Below are 17,341 nucleotides of genomic sequence, written 5' to 3'. Positions count from 1 at the left end.
ATCCAATATTACCATGATCGTCCTGCTTGTAAGTAATCATGTATGCTTGACTTGGAGTTAACTCCAGAGAGTAAACTATAAAGGTGAGAATTATGAGCTATTGAAAGCGAGGAGTAATCAAATGGATTATGTGAAACTTGGAAATACAGGTTTGGAAGTATCACGGATAAGTCTTGGTTGCATGAGCTTTGGCGTAGCAGAGCGGTGGACGCATCCATGGGTGCTGAATGAAGAGAGCAGTCGTCCTATTATTAAAAAAGCGCTCGAGCTTGGAATCAATTTCTTTGATACAGCAAATATCTACTCAGATGGAACAAGCGAGGAGATTGTTGGACGAGCGCTGAAGGATTATGCGAATCGTGATGAGATTGTCCTCGCGACAAAAGTTCATTTCCGAATGCATCAAGGTCCAAATGGGGCTGGTCTTTCCCGAAAGGCCATCCTGAGTGAAATCGATAAGAGTCTTAAGAGACTGGGAACAGATTATGTAGACCTATATCAAATCCATCGTTGGGATTATCATACGCCGATCGAAGAAACGATGGAAGCCTTGCATGATGTAGTGAAAGCGGGGAAGGCAAGATACATTGGCGCTTCTGCGATGTACGCATGGCAGTTTCTCAAGGCACTGCATGTAGCTGAGAAAAATGGATGGTCACGATTTGTGTCGATGCAGAATCATTTAAATCTCATTTATCGTGAAGAGGAGCGGGAGATGATGCCGCTTTGCAAGGATCAAAAAATCGGCGTCATCCCATACAGTCCTCTGGCATCCGGAAGATTAACGCGTGATTGGTCGGAAACCACGCACCGTTCGGAAACGGACCAAGCTCAGAAAATGAAATATGACGCATTTGCCAATGTGGATCGATTAATTGTAGATCGACTTGCAGTAATAGCAGAAAAACGCGGCGTTCCTCGCGCGCAAATTGCACTTGCCTGGTTGCTGCAGAAGGAACCCGTAACAGCACCGATTATCGGTGTTACGAAAATGTCTCATCTTGATGATGCGGTAGCTTCGCTCTCGGTTACGTTAACACCTGAAGAAATTACATCGTTGGAAGAACAGTATGTTCCACATCGGGTAGTTGGTGCCATCTAAATGTTGATCGCAGAAGTAAGTGAGAAATTTGAATTATCACAGGACACACTGCGCTATTATGAACGAATCGGACTTATCCCACGGGTGAACCGCAATAAAAGCGGAATTAGGGACTATACGGAAGAAGACCTCAGATGGGTTGAATTTATCAAATGTATGCGAGGCGTAGGGCTTCCCGTTGAAACGTTGATTGATTACGTGCGACTGTATCAACAGGGTGATGAAACGTTGGAGTCTAGGAAAGAACTTCTAGTCGAGCAGCATAAACAACTCATAACAAGAATGGCAGATATGCAGATAGTCCTTGAGCGACTAGAGGGTAAAATAGATAGATATGACCAGATGATCGGCACTGCTCATCAGATAACTGGATTTTCGCCTGTTAATTTCGCAGAAAATAAGGGGAAATAAAGAGGGGTTCCAAACTGGCCCGTTTCGGCACTGTAAGGGTGTTTTTCACCGTTACAGATGGTGGGGCATTCGAAACTGGCCGATGTCGCCCCCGCTGAAGCTACAATTGCACAATAACTGAAGGTATCCGCAAAAAGCCAAAAGGAGCTAAGCGCAAACACGCTTAGCTCCTTTTCATTCCAATTATGGCTTTTTATGAAAGCCACTTCTTTCAAGTCAGCTGCCTATCTGCCCGGCAGCAGCTGCTTGATCCAACCGCCGAAGCTCTTCGGATTCCGCGTTTGAATGAGTACAACGCCTTCGCCGCGGAAGCGGCAGACGACGCCTTCACCGCTGGTAAGGCTGGAAATCCAGCCTTTAGCGGCTTTTTCAATCGTATACTGCGTATAATCCGGCCAAGCGACAAGGTGTCCGTTATCGATGAGCACTTCCTCGCCTGGTTTTAAGTTCACCGCATGAATCGCGCCGTAAGAGGAAAGGAACACGGTGCCTCTACCACTGATTTCCACGATGAAGAAGCCTTCGCCGGACATGAAGCCGCTCATTAGATTTTGCATCTTCGTGTTCACTTGGATACCGGAAGTGCCGGCAAGGAAGCCGTCCTTCTGCACGTAAAGCTTGTACGATCCATCTAGCTCAACGGCCTCAATGTCGCCAATAACAGCGGGAGCGAGTAGAACCTCACCTGATCCGCGATTGGGGGTTAATTCTTGAAAGAAGAACTTCTCTCCGCTGAGCATGCGGCCGAGTCCTTTCATGATCCCGCCATCCACCGTACCTTTAAGCTCGATATTCGGGGACATGGAGACCATCGCGCCAGCTTCTGCTTTAATATTCTCACCAGCTTCAAGCTGAACGCGCAGCATAGGAAATGCGCCTTTATATAAAATTTCGTGTTTCATCGTAAACCTCCAGTAGTATTATTTTAGAATAGAAATGTCCTTATTTCTCTACGCCTCTTTGGGTCGTATGGTTGCATCTAAGCTGCGATTCGCATACACGAATACCGCACAGATTAACAGAATACTCATCGTGACATAGAACACGGAAGTGAAGCCGTACGCAGCTGCCAAATGACTGCCGAGCAGGGGGCCGATTAGATTGCCAAGGAATAGCGAAGACGTATTGAATCCATAAGCGGTACCTTGAAACTCCGGGGCTGCAAGCTTCATCACAAGGGCGTTCAACGAAGGAATCATGCCGCCGATGAACAGTCCGAGCAGGAATCTGCCGACCAACAACATTGTGATATTAGTGGCAAAAGCCTGCGGGATAAAGGCGACTGCCGCCATAGCGAGGGCAATGACCAGCGTCATGCGTTGACCGATTCGGTCACCAAGCCTTCCCAATGTAGGTGCCCCGAATAAATTGGCAATACCGGTGATCGCGACGATAAGTCCGGCAAAAAAAGCCAAGTGCGCCCCTGTATATAAGGTCTTGGCATACACCGTTACGATCGGTTCGATGCTCATCATTCCGATCTGTGTGATCAGGGATGCGGCGAACACAGGCAGCAAGGGTCGAAACAAGCGCCACTGTGTTTTCTGTTTCACTTTTTTGTCAGAAGCGGGCTTCCGTTCCTCTTTGATGAACAACATGACGATAAGGCTGGCGCATAGCATGAGTCCGCCTGTGAAGAAGAACACATGGTGGTACCCGAGAAAGCTTGCCAGCACGCCGCCAATTAAGGGACCAATGAGTGTGCCTGCAATAGCCCCAGTTTGCAGCGTGCCAAGCGACTTCCCTGAATGCTCTCGCGGTGTCAGAGAGGCTTGCAACGAAACCGCCATCGAGATGAAGCCCGAGAAGAATCCGTTCAGCAACCTTAGCGATAATAGCTGCCAGGGTGATGTGACAATGCCCATAAGTGCTGTTACGATGGCCATCCCGAATCCAGCGCGAAGCAGCATGATTTTGCGCCCGCGTCGATCCGCAATGGCTCCCCATAGTGGCTGAGTCAAAAAGGAAGTGATGAATTGGGCAGCTACGATCCAGCCTGTCCAACGGACAACATCGCCTAGGTCGTGAACCCCTAACTCCCCGATGTAGAGAGGTAAGAACGGAAGAACTAGATTCATGCCACACGTAATGGAGAAGTTCGCGCCCCAAAGGATCCATAATGACTTTTTCCAATGTAAGGGGGTTGCCATGAAGAGGACTCCTTATCCTTTTTTTCTCAGTATATCATAAATGGGTTGATACCCAAGTATTTAGGACCCGTGTGAAAACTGCTGACGATAGGATCGAGGTGACATCCCTTCGAGCTTAGTGAAGCTTGCTGCGAAATAAGCAGCCTGCTCAAAGCCAACCTCCTGGGCAATATGAGCAATGGGTAATTCCGTTTGCAAGAGCAATAACTTGGCGTGTCCCACTCTTAATTTCAGGAGGTAGGTAATAGGGGAGCAACCGTACTCTTTTTGCATACAGCGAGCTATGTATACGGGATGGAAATTGAGCTCGTCCCCCAGCTGTTTAGCAGAAACCGATTCGCGAAAATGCTGCCTTAAGTACGAGGCCGCTTTCTCAGCGCAAGCTCTGGAGGCGGAGGTGTGATCAGTCTCTGCCGATGCGGCCAGCTGATGCAGGATTTCTTGGAATAACTGCTGCTGGGCAAAACGAACACTGCCCACATGCGCACGAGGCTGAAGCTGCAAAAGCTGATCGAAGACCTCGTACATTTTCTCAGGATGCTGCAGCGTCGTAAATTGCGGAATACGCATCGTGAAGGGTTCCACAGCGAAAGCTTCCACCATCGTTTCCTCTGGAGCTGGATCCTCAAAGGAGACAGGAGCAACGGCAGCAGGATTAATTAACTCCCATGCACCGCCTACATGAAAATGCAGCCAGTAGGTGTGGGTTGGCTCGGAGCATACCTTTGTCGCAAAATGGTAGCGGTCAGGCCGTAAAATGACAGCCTGCCCTACCCCAACCTCGAATCGGGCATCCTCCTCACCGATGTAGAAACAGCCGGAAGTTGTGATAAGCAGATCAAAGACTTGGATGTTGCTGCGACTAGGGTGTTGCCCTCCCTTCGGGATCGTGTTCAATCCACTGGCGATATAGTGAGGTAGAGGAGGGATCGTGATTTCAAGAAATGCCATGAAAGCCACCTACTTTTATCCAGAATGAAAGTTGGAATTGTATAAGTTTCAGTTGCGATGTTGATACATGAAATCAACTATAACAGCTATAATTTGAACTGACTACTAAGTTTCATTTTCATAACAAATAGAGAATCATACTGGATGGTGGCGTGAACATGAAGGCTGAGAAAAACAAATTTTCATTATGGTTTCTAGCATGGCCTATATTTGTAGAATTACTGCTGCAGCTGCTCCTGGGGGCAGTTGATACGCTTATGGTAAGCCGCGTCTCTGACGATGCGGTTGCGGTAGTTGGCTTAGCGAACCAGATCTTTCAAGCGGTCATGATTTTATTCATGACAGTGGCAAGCGGCGCAGGTATACTCATTGCGCAGAAAATCGGGGCCAAACAGCAGGAATCCGCACGAACGGTCGGAATTATGGCGGTCACGATAAGTGGATTCATTGGTGCGATACTCAGTGTGATCCTGTATGTAGAGGCAGTTCCGCTTGCCAGGCTGTTTCAATTAGAAGAGCGCTTAATTCCGTTAGCTCATACGTATATCTCGATAGTCGGCAGTGGAATGGTATTAACTGCATTAACAGCTACACTCAGCACAGCGATTCGGAATACAGGAAACACGAAGGGGCCGATGATTATCGCGATCGGGATGAATGTGATCCATGTCGTGTTGAACTACGCCTGGATCAATGGTGCTTTCGGATTTCCACAGCTAGGCTTAACGGGGGTTGCGATCTCAACGTTAGTGAGTCGGTTACTTGCGACTTGTTTGCTTCTCTATATGTTTGTTTCGATCTTTGAGCGAAGGATCAGATGGCGTGATCTTGGTGTGTTTAACCGGAAGCTGTTTAGTGAGATAATCCGAATTGGCTGGCCGCTCGGCGTCAATATGTCGTCCTGGGTGCTGTCGCAGCTCGCGATTTATAGCTTTTTGGCAACCATGGGTGCTGCGGCTTTGGCAGCGAGAACGTATATGAATACACTGGAATCCATCTGTTTCATGTTAGGTTACTCGATTGCCTTATCTGCACAAATCCAGATTGCGCATCTGTTCGGTTCTGGGCAAACGCAGGCGGCGTATAGAGCGGGTTATCGCGGCACGTGGATTGGGCTGGGCTTGGTTGGGTGCAACAGCATTCTTCTTTTGATCATCGGGAAAAGCTTCTTGGGCTTCTTCAGTTCAGACCAAGCGATCATTGAGCTAGCCCTTTCTTGCTTAGTGCTAACAGCGATACTTCAGCCAGGCAGAATGATCAATATGGGCTTTGGTAATGCACTCAATGCGATAGGTGACACCCGTTTTAATATGGTGATTTCGCTGATCTCCATGTGGGGTGTTGCTGCGGGTCTCTCTTATGTGCTTGGACTGCATTATGGGTGGGGGTTAGCGGGCATTTATGTTGCAATGATGTGTGATGAGTATCTTCGCGGTATTCTGGTGGCTATCCGCTGGCGGCGAAAGAAGCATTTGCGTTTGGCGGAAGGAAGAACGAAGGGGTTGGAAGCTGCGAGGGGAAAAGAGGGAACTGAGTGGAGTGTACATAGTGCTTAGCTTATGTATCTGCTCCACCCCCCTGTAGTGATGAAAAACACGCTTACAGGAGCGAGATTGGCCGTCTTTCTCTCGCTCCTACCTCCGATAAGTCCGAAACCGAATATCCTGATTGTAGTTGCCGAAGCCTTCCCCATAGAGCGTCAATCCACCGACATGCTCGGCATGCTCGGGTACTTCTAATCGTAAGGTCCACTCGTTGCGTGAGATGGGAAGGTCCTGAATGGTAACCGAGGAAAGTTGTTGCCCGTCTAGGTATGTCCCCTCTTCGGTGATGCGTAGTACCTTCAACCAACCATACTGGTTCGTATAGTCCGACCACCAAGATGGAGTAAGAAGACCTCGGCCAGCACCGGAATCGCCAGGGCTTGTCCAATAGCCAAGCAATGTATCATTGACATAAAAGTGAATATCGGATGGCCAATTGGCTGCGATACCCGGTGCCTCCGAGCCGATTTCCAGCGAGATTTCGATTTCCTCCAACGTCTGACCTGGAAGCATATAGTTGGGGACGCGATATTCAACGAAGCCCTTGGCGAACCACAGGATTTTGGCATGCATGCGCTCTGGCTCGAAGAAAAATCGTGGGTCGTCAAACTGACCAATCAGTCGCTCAGCTGAAGCTAAACCGCAGGTCGGATGGACCTCATAGCGAGTATAGTGACCTACAGGTACAGATACTTCGTTGAATAATCGCTGCTGTTCGGTGGTCTGTGGAAGCTGAATGTCGATGCGCGAGAGCGCTAATGTACAGATTTTGTGCGTACCACCTTGCTTACGAACGAGCTTCGTATGAATGAGTCCGCCGTTCTCCAGCTTTTTGACATGCATCGTCACGATCGCACTGCTTAACGAAAGACGATGCGCCAAATCCTTCACGTTCATCTCTTCCTCAGCCAATAGTTCCAAAATGTTAAGCCGCACATCGCTAGCCAAAGCTTCATATAAGGGCAGCCATTTGCGGTCTGTTGTCGTGTGAATCATACCATCAACTCTTTCCTCGTACCCTCTGATTAACATAAATGTAAATGCAACAAAATCAGGTGAAAGGTCTTGATCTTCATCCTTTTTTATTGTTTAATATGAACTAACATAATGATTTTATTAACTGATTTATATTTTTATTAATTATACTATGAGGTGAGCTTAATGTCTATGAAAGCAAGCATGATTATTGATAAGGATTTTAAAGTAGGAGAAGTTGATCCGCGTTTGTACGGTTCCTTTATTGAGCACTTGGGACGCGCCGTGTATGGCGGGATTTATGAACCTGGGCATCCCCAAGCAGATGAACAGGGGTTTCGCGGAGATGTGCTGGAGTTAGTGAAAGGTCTGAATGTGCCGATTGTTCGTTATCCTGGTGGGAACTTTGTATCGGGTTACAATTGGGAGGATGGCATCGGGCCTGTCGATCAGCGTAAGAGACGTCTTGATCTTGCTTGGCGCACGATTGAGCCGAATTTGATCGGCCTTAATGAGTTTATGGACTGGTGCCGCAAAGCGAACACGGATGCCATGATGGCTGTGAATTTGGGAACTCGTGGTCCCGATGAGGCAAGGGACATTATTGAATACGCCAACATCACTGGAGGCACCTATTGGAGTGATTTGCGAATTTCCCACGGCTACCGTACGCCGTATAACATCAAAACGTGGTGCTTAGGCAACGAAATGGATGGCCCGTGGCAAATAGGAAGCAAAACAGCTGTTGAATATGGCCGCATCGCCTGCGAGACAGCGAAAGTAATGAAGTGGGTCGACCCTTCGATTGAGCTAGTGGCTTGCGGTAGTTCGAGCTTGGTCATGCCTACCTTCCCAGATTGGGAAGCAACCGTTCTTGAACATACGTATGATCATGTTGATTACATTTCGCTCCATCAATATTATGGCAATCGTGACCAGGATTCTGCGAATTTCTTGGCTCAATCCTTAGGCATGGATCGATTCATTCATACCGTGATTGCTACAGCTGACTTCGTGCAGGCGAAAAAGCGTGGTAAGAAGAAGATCAATCTCTCTTTCGACGAATGGAATGTGTGGTACCACTCCCACGATGCGGATCGTAAAATCGAGCCTTGGTCCATTGCCCCGCCACAGTTGGAAGATATCTATAACCATGAAGATGCACTGCTAGTTGGCTGTATGCTGATTTCTATGCTGAAACGTGCGGATCGTGTCAAAATGGCCTGCTTAGCCCAATTGGTTAATGTAATTGCTCCAATTATGACCGCGAGTGGCGGCGCCGCGTGGAAGCAAACGATTTACTATCCTTATTTGCATGCTAGTGTGTTCGGTCGTGGAACGGTTCTCGTACCGCTCATTAAGTCACCGAAGTATGACGCGAAGGACTACACGGACGTGCCTTATCTCGAAGCTGTTGCCGTGCACAATGAGGAAGCATCGGAGTTGACTATTTTTGCAGTGAATCGCCATTTAGAAAAAGCACTCCCCTTAGAGATGGATCTTCGCAGCTTTGGCGGCTTCCAAATTAAAGAGCATATCGTATTGGAGCATGAGGATCTCAAGGCTTCGAATACGTTGGAAGCGCCAGATCGTGTGAAGCCACATTCCTCAGGGAATGCGACTATCTCGGCTAGTGGACAAATTGAGGCGGTTCTAGGGAAGGCATCTTGGAATGTGATTCGTCTTAAGCTGGCGTAAAAATATCGGATAAATTCAAAGATACACACCTATGAGAAAACTTCTATCGAGGCCTTTCGAAGATGCGCGACCGCGTTCTGAGGAAGGTTTTATCGCCAATAACAAAGCAGTTTTCGGGTAGCGAAAACTTAAACTTTGTTATGTGGTAAAAAGCCGCGATTTGTACCATAATAATCATATGAGAAGCCTTGATCGGTAGGATAAACGAGGCTGCCCATGTGATGGTGCACGCGGCTCTTCTTTCTTTTCCAATCTACGCTCTGGTATGATGAGAGAAATGAGATTGAAGGAGTTTGCGCACATGAAAATGAGAGTAGGCCCAGTTGGCGGCTTCTTGCTGGTGGCAGCAATAGGCTTGACTGCTTGTGGAGATAAACCATCGGCGACGCCGAGTGCGAGTGTTTCTGCGAATGTAGACGTTCCGAAGCTGTATCAAAATTATTGTATCTCCTGTCATGGTAATCAATTACAAGGCGGACAAGGCCCGAATATTCAAAAAGTGGGAGAACGCCTCACGGAAGTTGAAATCGTAAAGCGGATACAAAAGGGTGGTGGCGGGATGCCGCCGTTTCAGGTCACGATGAAGGAAGAGGAATTGAAAGCACTTGCTGTCTGGTTGGCTGGACTGAAGTGAATGGAAGGAAATGGAAGGGTTAAGGTTCCTTTAAGGTTATCTACATAATTCCTTCACAATTGACATTTACAATAAGGGGCATGAGGAGAGTGATGTAAGATGCACTTGAATTTGAAGCCCCGGAAGCGTCTTTCGAGTAAAAAAAGCTCAAGCCGTCTGGGAGCATCGATTTCACTAGTTTTATTTATGATCGGTTTACCGATTCTGTCTGTTGTAGGGATGGAATTTCTTGAACGTGGTAATCTACCTGAAACTATGCAGTGGATTACAGCTAATCAACCATTATTTATGTTAAATGTAGGGTTAACCTTCTGTCTGTTGGCTTTCGTATATGCCCTCGTAGGATCTTTGGCAATCTCTGGCTCCATCACGACCTTATTACTTGGTCTGATGGCAATTATCTCGTATATGAAAGTGAAAATGATCGGGGAGCCATTCTTCCCTTGGGATATATTGCTGAACAAAGAGAGTATGGATATTGCTTCATTAGTCACTGGTAAAGCTGCTTTAATTCGAATATGTGCTGTAGCGGCTGCGATTCTCATCGTCCTTGCGTTTAGATGGGTGATCCCGCGTGTTACAATACCCGTTATCGCTCGAATTGGCTTAGGGCTTTTTTCGCTTTATGCCATGTATGCGTTTGGGATCAAAACACCATTAGCTGGCAAAGTATTAGACCACGCAGGTGTCAATGAAATTGTTTGGGATCAGCAGCAAAACTATGCGAACAATGGTCTCACACTAGCATTTACGCTAAATGTGAAAAACTCGATCGTTCAAAAGCCTGAATCATACAGTGAATCCGCAATGGCGTCGGCCGCGGCGAATATTCAAACTGTGCAGCAGGATTCAGGTGTCCGAAAAGCAAAAGCAACCCTAGCTGATGGGAAACAGCCGAATGTTATTTTCGTGATGAGCGAAGCATTCTGGGATCCTACCCTACTAGAGAATGTCACGTTCAGCCAAGACCCACTGCCAACCATTCACCGTTTGCAAAAGGAGTCTAGCTCCGGTTATTTGCTTTCCCCGCAATATGGCGGCGGTACGAGTAACGTGGAATTTGAAGTGTTGACTGGGAACTCGATGAGCTTCTTACCTGGTGGATCCATTCCGTATCAACAATATATCTCGAAGCCTATTCCAAGTTTGGCGAGTTATTTTGCCGATCAAGGATACAAGAGCATGGGGATTCACTCCTATGAAGGTTGGTTCTGGGATCGGAACAACGTTTATAAGGAACTGGGTTTTGAATCCTTTAAGAGTAGTGAGCATTTCGACAATCCGGAAACGAAGGGTTACTTTATCTCCGATGCTGAAGTTTCCAGAAATGTGATAAGTGAAGTAGATAAAACAGAAAACCCGATGTTTATCTATACAGTGACCATGCAGAATCATGGCCCGTATGATGATCCTCGTTATGGGGAAAATAATTTCAAGGCAACTGGAGATCTTTCCGCGCAAGCGAAAAGTATTCTAGAAACGTACACGCAAGGTGCGCATGACGCAGATCAAAGTTTGGAAATGATGATTGATCATTTCAAGGATTCGGATGAACCGACAATGATCGTCTTCTACGGTGACCATTTGCCGATGTTAGGCATGGATTATCAGGTGTATAAAGAAGCAGGCTTTATTTCAACAAGCGATGCGAATAAATGGTCGTTGGAAGAAATCAAGAAGATGCATAGCATCCCTGTTGTGACATGGTCTAACTTTGATATGCCGAAGCAGGACATTCCGCTGCTGAGTGATTCTTTCTTAGGGGCTCATGTCCTTGATATGCTTCATATGGAAAAGCCAGCGAATTTCGCTTTGAATGCCGAGTTGTCACAGCAAGTACCAGGCTTGCTTAGCAACTTGATCGTCGATCAAGATGGGCAGCTGCATGCAACTACACCGGAATCCGCGGCATCATTAATCGATGATTACCGAAACGTCCAGTACGACTTAATGTTTGGCAAGCAATACTTGGCTGACCATTTGGATCATGATTATTTGACGAAGGGTACGCAGGCGGACTACAATGCCGAATTTGGCGGCATAAGCGCTGCTAGTTCCGAAGCTCAAGGCAGCGAAGACGCTAAGCCAGCTAGTACGCAGTAGAATAATTTAAATAAGGCCGTCTTTTCAAGTAGATGCTACTTGTGAGGCGGTTTTTTTGCGATCAACCCAACATTAGAAATGCCCCCTGTACTACTTGGCGCTTGCGCAACGACATTAACTGGAAAACCTCCATCTATTTTCGCGGAAAAGGCCGAAATAACAGATTAGATGGAAAACGTACAGTTAATTTCCCCGATAACAACCATTTCAGCGGAATCTAGCGAAATTAACTACAAGAAATCCAGTTAGTCTATAAAAAGTGAGAATAGTTGCTGAAATAGCTGTAGTTTTTACAGTTAGACAATTGGGGGAGGGGGTGGTGAGGATGGCGGGCTATTTCTTCATACTATGCTCCTACCCATATCTCCACGAACAAGTCAATACCCGCGTCGAATCCCCAAAGTGAGAGCCGTCAGCGAGGGGATGATCGACTAAAACCTACACAAGAAATAACTGTTGCCAGGGGCAGGGTTATTTTGGTAATATGGGATTCCGTCTCTACGCGGCGACTGCACGAAAAACGAAAAAGCAAACGAATCTTGAACGATGAAACAGGAGGTGTTTTATGCTTTTCGCGGTTTTAGCGCGCAAGGCGTATGCAAGAAACTTGCAGTATCGTGGCTCGCATCTGCTGCATAATGCAGTAAGTGCGGTGTTCGGCTTTATTTATGCCAGCATCTGGACCAGCTTAGGCAGCGATGCATCGCTAGGCGAATACGGTGCCAAAGGCATAGTAGGTTACATTGCTTTTAACCAGGCGATTCTGTGGATTACACAGTTTACGACGAATGGACTCGGGCTCGAGCAATCGGTTCGAACAGGTCAAATAGCGGTCGATTTGATGCGGCCCGTGCATTTATTTTATCAGGCGATGAGCCGTGAATGGGGCCAAGTGTGGTATCAATTTTTATATAAAAGCATTCCGATTTATGTCCTCTATGTCTTCATCTTCTCCTTACAGCTTCCACAGATCGCCTCGGTGTATGGATGGACAGCTCTCTCACTCGTCACGGCCTCTTATATTTCCATCTGTTTGAATTACTTAATTGGCGTAGCCGCCTTATGGACAACGGAATCCCGTTGGTTTTACTGGGTTAACTATTCGTTCGCTATGCTGTTATCTGGCTTTTTTATCCCTGTGGAATGGCTGCCAGACTGGCTCCGGACCATCAGCTTATACACGCCATATCCCTATTTACTTTATTACCCGACTCGGATCTACCTGGGACTTGAACATGGAACTGTTGTGCTCGGCGCTCTCCTATGGGGCATCGGGTTTACTTGTGTCTGCTTGGCCGTTACTGGGGTGGTTCGCAAGAAGTTGGAGGTGCAGGGCGGATGATCTCGATTCGGCTGTTTATGCTGCTCATTAGGGCAAGTTTGCGTAGTCGCATGCAGTATAAGTTTAATTTTGTGTTCTCGACCCTCATGTCTTCGTTCATTCAAATCTCTGAATTCCTGATGGTGGCGCTGGTGATGATGAAGTTTGGCCATATACATGGCTGGACATTGTATGAAGTGAGTTACTTGTATGGGGTGATGATGATTTCCAAAGCGATCTATCGCACACTCGCCTCCGATGTGCATCATCTCGAGAAATATCTTGTTTCCGGTGACCTGGATGCCATTCTGATTCGTCCTGTTCCTGTGTTACTTGCTTTGATGACCCAAAATTCACGGATTCTATTTGCCGAAATCGGTCAAGGCTTGATCCTGTTGATCATTTCAATGAAAGCGCTTATCGGAAGCGGGCAAATTGGATGGATTGCTATACCCTTAACGGGGTTTATCATCCTCACAGGTGCTGTGATTTTATTCGCGATTGGTTTGGCCACGGCAGCTGCCGGATTCTGGCTCACACGTATTGAGTCCTTGCAAAATATGACGGAGGACGCCTCTCAAACAGCGGCTCGTTACCCGCTCAGCATCTATCCCAAATGGCTGCAAGGCGCTCTTCTAGTGCTTGTTCCAGTAGGTTTCGTCAATTACATTCCTGCTCTATATGTGCTTAGGAATCAAGGTGGCGTGGGAATGTTATTAGGCACATTAACGGTCTCCGTAGCCGTATTGTGGCTAGCGATGCGATTCTGGAAGCTAGGACTATCACGCTATCAAAGCACAGGCAGTTAATTATTAATCACATGAATTAAAAAGGAGGGCAAGGCACTAATGATAACGGTCAGGCATTTGCGCAAAACCTTTCAATCCCCTGTCATCCAGGGAGGGAAGTTCTCGGGGATCCGAACTCTATTCTCTAGGGCATACAAAGAGAAAGAAGCCGTGCGCGATGTGAGCTTCAAGATTGAAACCGGCGAGTTCGTCGGGTATATTGGTCCTAATGGGGCGGGGAAGTCGACGACGATCAAAATGCTCACAGGCATCCTGCACCCCACCACTGGTGAGGTTTTGATTCATGGCAAAAGTCCGCAGAAACAACGGAAGCAGGTCGTTAGACAGCTTGGTGTTGTCTTTGGACAACGAAGCCAACTATGGTGGGATCTCCCTGTGAAGGATTCCTATGAAATTCTCCTCGCGATGTATCGCGTAGAAGCGGCAGATGCGCACAGACGATTAGGTGAATTGACGGAGCTGCTCGATTTAAAAGAAATTCTAGATACTCCCGTTCGCAAACTCTCCCTCGGACAGCGAATGCGAGCCGATTTGGCAGCTTCGATGCTGCATGATCCGGATATTTTGTTCTTGGATGAGCCTACGATCGGCCTGGATGTGGTAGCCAAAAGGAATATTCGCGGTTTCTTACAGACGCTGAATCGGGATTTCGGGAAAACGATTTTGCTAACGACGCATGATATGGACGATATTGAGCAGCTTTGCCCAAGAGTTATCGTCATTAATCATGGGGAAATTGGCTATGATGGTTCCATAGACAAGCTGAGAGATCGTATTGGATTACCGACGATGATGAAGGTGTCCTTTCGGGGTGAGATTCAAGTACCGGATAGCTGGGAGCTGCCGTTTCGTGTGATCGCGCAAGAAGCAAACGTGCTGACGATTGCTTGTAATCGCCAAGAACTCAAGGCGATGGATGTCCTGCGGATTGTGAGCAGTTGGGGCGATATGGACGATGTACATATGGAAGAACCGGAATTTGAAGAGGTCATACAGAACGTGTATCTTTAAAATATAGAAATCACTGGGAGTGGAGTGGACTGAAACCATGGCGATAGGGAATGAAGAACGAGAGAAGGAAGCGCAGCGCGTCTCTGTGGTGCGAGCCAATATTCAGCGGCGCATTATAGAGCTGCGCCAAACGGTGGATGACCGCAGATCGGAAGCGACGGCTATTGGCCGGAGCTTCTGGGATGATATTTCCGTCAATGCAGACAATGACGATGATTTGATTGAAACGGCGGCGAGTATGGCTCAGCAGGAGCATGTGCTGCAAGGGCAGGAGCGCAGCTACCGATTAGCACAGGATGCGCTGCGGAAGTTGGAGCGCGTCGTCGATGCGCCATATTTTAGCCGGATTGATTTTCAAGAGAAGGACGAGCAGGAGCGGGAGAAAATCTATATCGGTTTGACGTCATTCATCGACAGTAAGACAGATGAAATTCTGATTTATGACTGGCGAGCACCGATCGCCAGCTTGTTCTATGACTATCCGCCAGGCCCGGCAACATACCGCACGCCAGAGATGGACGTAAGCGGCGAGCTATGGCTCAAGCGCCAATATATCATCAAAGCTGGCGAGCTGCAGGATGTGTTCGATACGGGCATCTCGATCGGTGATGAGATGCTGCAGAAGATGCTCAGCCGCAGTGCGGATGAGAAGATGAGCTCCATCGTCACAACGATTCAGCGTGAGCAGAATCAGATCATCCGGGATGACCATCACAAGGTGCTGGTCGTCCAAGGTGCGGCGGGCAGCGGTAAAACATCCGTTGCGCTGCAGCGCATCGCGTATCTGCTCTATAAGTATCGAACGACACTTAGTGCCGATAATATGATCCTCTTTTCGCCGAACTCGCTGTTCAGTGATTACGTTTCTCGTGTCTTGCCTGAGCTGGGCGAAGCGACCATGCAGCAAACGACCTTTCAGGATTATTTAACACATAAATTAACGGATACCGGGCTGAAGCTGGAGGATCCGTATGATCAGCTCGAATTTATTTTGACTGGCACAGAACTGGATCCTTTATATGCTGCACGGTTGCAAAGCATTTCCTACAAGACCTCCGAGGCTTTCCTAGGTGTGATTGAAGCATATGGGGATAAACTGAAAGAGGGCGGGATCCGATTCTTTGACTTGGCTGTGGGTAAGAAGGTGTTGATCACCGCTGATGAGCTGAGCGAACGCTTCTACGGCAAGCCCTCGATTCTTGCCATCGGTGAGCGCATGGAGCAGCTGTCAGAATGGATACTTACGAGGCTAGACGTGTTTCAAGCTGATGTACAGAAGCGGTTTTATCGCAAGCTTGTGCGCGAGCCGAAATACATGGGCACAGAGCCCGAGATGAAGAAAATGAGCAGAGTGAAAGCGCACAAAGCGATCACACCGCTCAGGGAAAAAGCGCAGAAACTAGCCTACGTCGACGTGCTCGGCATGTACATGGAGCTGTTTACGGATACAAGCTTGCAACAGGAGCTTATGAGGCTTGCAGATCAGCCTTTGCCTGAAGCATGGCCGACAATTAGCACATTCACCGTTGAGGCGCTCACGCAAGGCCATCTGCGGTATGAGGATGCAACCCCGCTTGTCTATCTCAAAGGGTTAGTCGAGGGCCAGCTGCGCGTGGGTACGATCCGCTATTGCCTAGTCGATGAGGCACAGGATTATTCACCGTTTCACTATGCGTATTTGAAAAAGCTGTTTCCACGCGCCCGTTTCACACTTCTTGGCGACTGGAATCAAGGGATCTTCACACACGCGAACGCGAATGTGAATGAACTTGTAGCTGCGAGTGCCGGTGCAGGCACCAGCACCGCACAGCAAGAGCAAGGCTACAGCTCGATTAGCGAGCTGATGGGGGAAGACGAGACGGAGACAATTCGTCTCGTCAAGAGTTACCGCTCGACACGTGAGATCACCGAGTTCGCGTGTCAGGTCCTGCCGGGCGGCGAACCGGTGGAACCGTTCAGCCGCAGCGGCGAAGAGCCGCGCTTGCTGCGCGCAGCAAGCGAGCAAGACCTGATCCGCCTCGTCGCAGAGGCGGCGGGCCTTAGACGCGACGGCGGTTCAAGCTCCGTCGCGATCATTTGCAAGACCGAGCGCGAGACGGAGCACGCGCACGGACGATTGAAGCCGCTGCTGCCGGACCTCGCGCGGATCAGCAAAGATACGCTGCACTATGAGGCAGGCGTCATGATCCTGCCGGCGTACCTCGCCAAAGGGCTCGAGTTCGACGCGGTTATTCTCTATGATGCTGGAGCAGCTGTCTACGCGGAGGCGAAGGAACGCAAGCTGTTTTACACGGCTTGCACCCGTGCACTTCACTATTTAGATGTCTGTTATCTAGGTGAATTAACTCCGTTTCTTCCACACAAATAGACATACGTCCATACACCTCCGCCCTGCCTAACATAGAATAAATGGAGCAACAAGATCAGGTATAGCAGGCGGAAGGGGGAACTAACCATGTCAAACGTTGGATACTCCAGCACAGCAGTTGTTTTGGTACTGTACATTTTGTTGGTTATCATATTGGCGACATTCTATTAATATAGTTGGCCCATAAGCCGCCTTCCGACCCTTGGAAGGCGGCTTTGTTGCGTGTTTACGCATAAATTCCCAGTTGCGGGAAAACTTAACGAT

Annotated in this window: 14 protein-coding genes; 10 read left to right on the top strand and 4 right to left on the bottom strand. The window is 48.1% G+C overall.

Annotated elements, in window-relative coordinates; all coding sequences use genetic code 11:
• The first annotated feature begins 121 nt into the window (after positions 1–121).
• Together ACSQ8P_RS30820 and ACSQ8P_RS30815 are read left to right on the top strand one after the other, a co-directional pair.
• Positions 122–1,102 (top strand): aldo/keto reductase, encoded by a 981-nt coding sequence (locus ACSQ8P_RS30820; RefSeq protein ID WP_436238672.1) that lies wholly within the window; start codon positions 122–124, stop codon positions 1,100–1,102.
• The gene (locus tag ACSQ8P_RS30815; RefSeq protein ID WP_436238671.1) at positions 1,103–1,513 is read left to right on the top strand and encodes a MerR family transcriptional regulator; all 411 of its coding nucleotides are present in this window, start codon (positions 1,103–1,105) and stop codon (positions 1,511–1,513) included.
• Between the two features lie 224 nt (positions 1,514–1,737).
• Here ACSQ8P_RS30815 and ACSQ8P_RS30810 read toward each other — a convergent pair whose 3' ends face one another.
• From ACSQ8P_RS30810 to ACSQ8P_RS30800, 3 genes are read right to left on the bottom strand one after another with little or no spacing between them, the layout of a single operon-like run.
• Complete coding sequence (locus tag ACSQ8P_RS30810; RefSeq protein ID WP_056608336.1) at positions 1,738–2,415, bottom strand: TIGR00266 family protein; 678 nt, start codon at positions 2,413–2,415, stop codon at positions 1,738–1,740.
• Positions 2,416–2,463: 48 nt separating this feature from the next.
• On the bottom strand, positions 2,464–3,663 hold the full coding sequence (locus tag ACSQ8P_RS30805; protein ID WP_436238670.1) for an MFS transporter: 1,200 nt from the start codon (positions 3,661–3,663) through the stop codon (positions 2,464–2,466).
• Between the two features lie 60 nt (positions 3,664–3,723).
• Positions 3,724–4,614, bottom strand: a complete 891-nt coding sequence (locus ACSQ8P_RS30800) for a helix-turn-helix transcriptional regulator (RefSeq protein ID WP_436238669.1) — start codon at positions 4,612–4,614, stop codon at positions 3,724–3,726.
• Positions 4,615–4,772: 158 nt separating this feature from the next.
• Between ACSQ8P_RS30800 and ACSQ8P_RS30795 the strand changes: the two genes are divergently transcribed.
• On the top strand, positions 4,773–6,170 hold the full coding sequence (locus ACSQ8P_RS30795) for an MATE family efflux transporter (protein WP_436238668.1): 1,398 nt from the start codon (positions 4,773–4,775) through the stop codon (positions 6,168–6,170).
• 78 nt (positions 6,171–6,248) lie between these two features.
• Here ACSQ8P_RS30795 and ACSQ8P_RS30790 read toward each other — a convergent pair whose 3' ends face one another.
• A complete protein-coding gene (locus ACSQ8P_RS30790) occupies positions 6,249–7,154 on the bottom strand; it encodes an ArsR/SmtB family transcription factor (RefSeq protein ID WP_436238667.1) in 906 nt (301 codons plus the stop codon).
• Between the two features lie 165 nt (positions 7,155–7,319).
• On the opposite strand from ACSQ8P_RS30790, the gene arfA reads away from it, so the two are divergent.
• The 7 genes from arfA (at position 7,320) to helD (ending at position 17,077) form a co-directional block, all read left to right on the top strand.
• Positions 7,320–8,831: an arabinosylfuranosidase ArfA gene (gene arfA / locus ACSQ8P_RS30785; RefSeq protein ID WP_436238666.1), complete on the top strand. Its 1,512-nt coding sequence runs from the start codon at positions 7,320–7,322 to the stop codon at positions 8,829–8,831.
• Between the two features lie 301 nt (positions 8,832–9,132).
• Positions 9,133–9,465: a c-type cytochrome gene (locus ACSQ8P_RS30780; protein ID WP_436238665.1), complete on the top strand. Its 333-nt coding sequence runs from the start codon at positions 9,133–9,135 to the stop codon at positions 9,463–9,465.
• Between the two features lie 99 nt (positions 9,466–9,564).
• On the top strand, positions 9,565–11,568 hold the full coding sequence (locus ACSQ8P_RS30775; protein ID WP_436238664.1) for an LTA synthase family protein: 2,004 nt from the start codon (positions 9,565–9,567) through the stop codon (positions 11,566–11,568).
• Between the two features lie 565 nt (positions 11,569–12,133).
• Positions 12,134–12,910 carry an ABC transporter permease gene (locus ACSQ8P_RS30770; protein ID WP_436238663.1) on the top strand — a complete coding sequence of 259 codons (777 nt, stop codon included), beginning with the start codon at positions 12,134–12,136 and terminating at the stop codon, positions 12,908–12,910.
• Positions 12,907–13,698: an ABC transporter permease gene (locus tag ACSQ8P_RS30765; protein ID WP_436239650.1), complete on the top strand. Its 792-nt coding sequence runs from the start codon at positions 12,907–12,909 to the stop codon at positions 13,696–13,698. The genes ACSQ8P_RS30770 and ACSQ8P_RS30765 overlap by 4 nt, the downstream gene beginning before the upstream one ends.
• 39 nt (positions 13,699–13,737) lie before the next feature.
• Positions 13,738–14,709, top strand: a complete 972-nt coding sequence (locus ACSQ8P_RS30760; protein WP_436238662.1) for an ABC transporter ATP-binding protein — start codon at positions 13,738–13,740, stop codon at positions 14,707–14,709.
• Between the two features lie 37 nt (positions 14,710–14,746).
• Complete coding sequence (gene helD / locus ACSQ8P_RS30755) at positions 14,747–17,077, top strand: RNA polymerase recycling motor HelD (protein ID WP_436238661.1); 2,331 nt, start codon at positions 14,747–14,749, stop codon at positions 17,075–17,077.
• Positions 17,078–17,341 lie beyond the last annotated feature (264 nt).

This window comes from Paenibacillus sp. LjRoot153, assembly GCF_964253085.1.
Lineage (GTDB): Bacteria > Bacillota > Bacilli > Paenibacillales > NBRC-103111 > Paenibacillus_E.
Note: the sequence above shows the minus strand (reverse complement) of the source record. Positions and strands in the feature narration are given on the sequence as shown.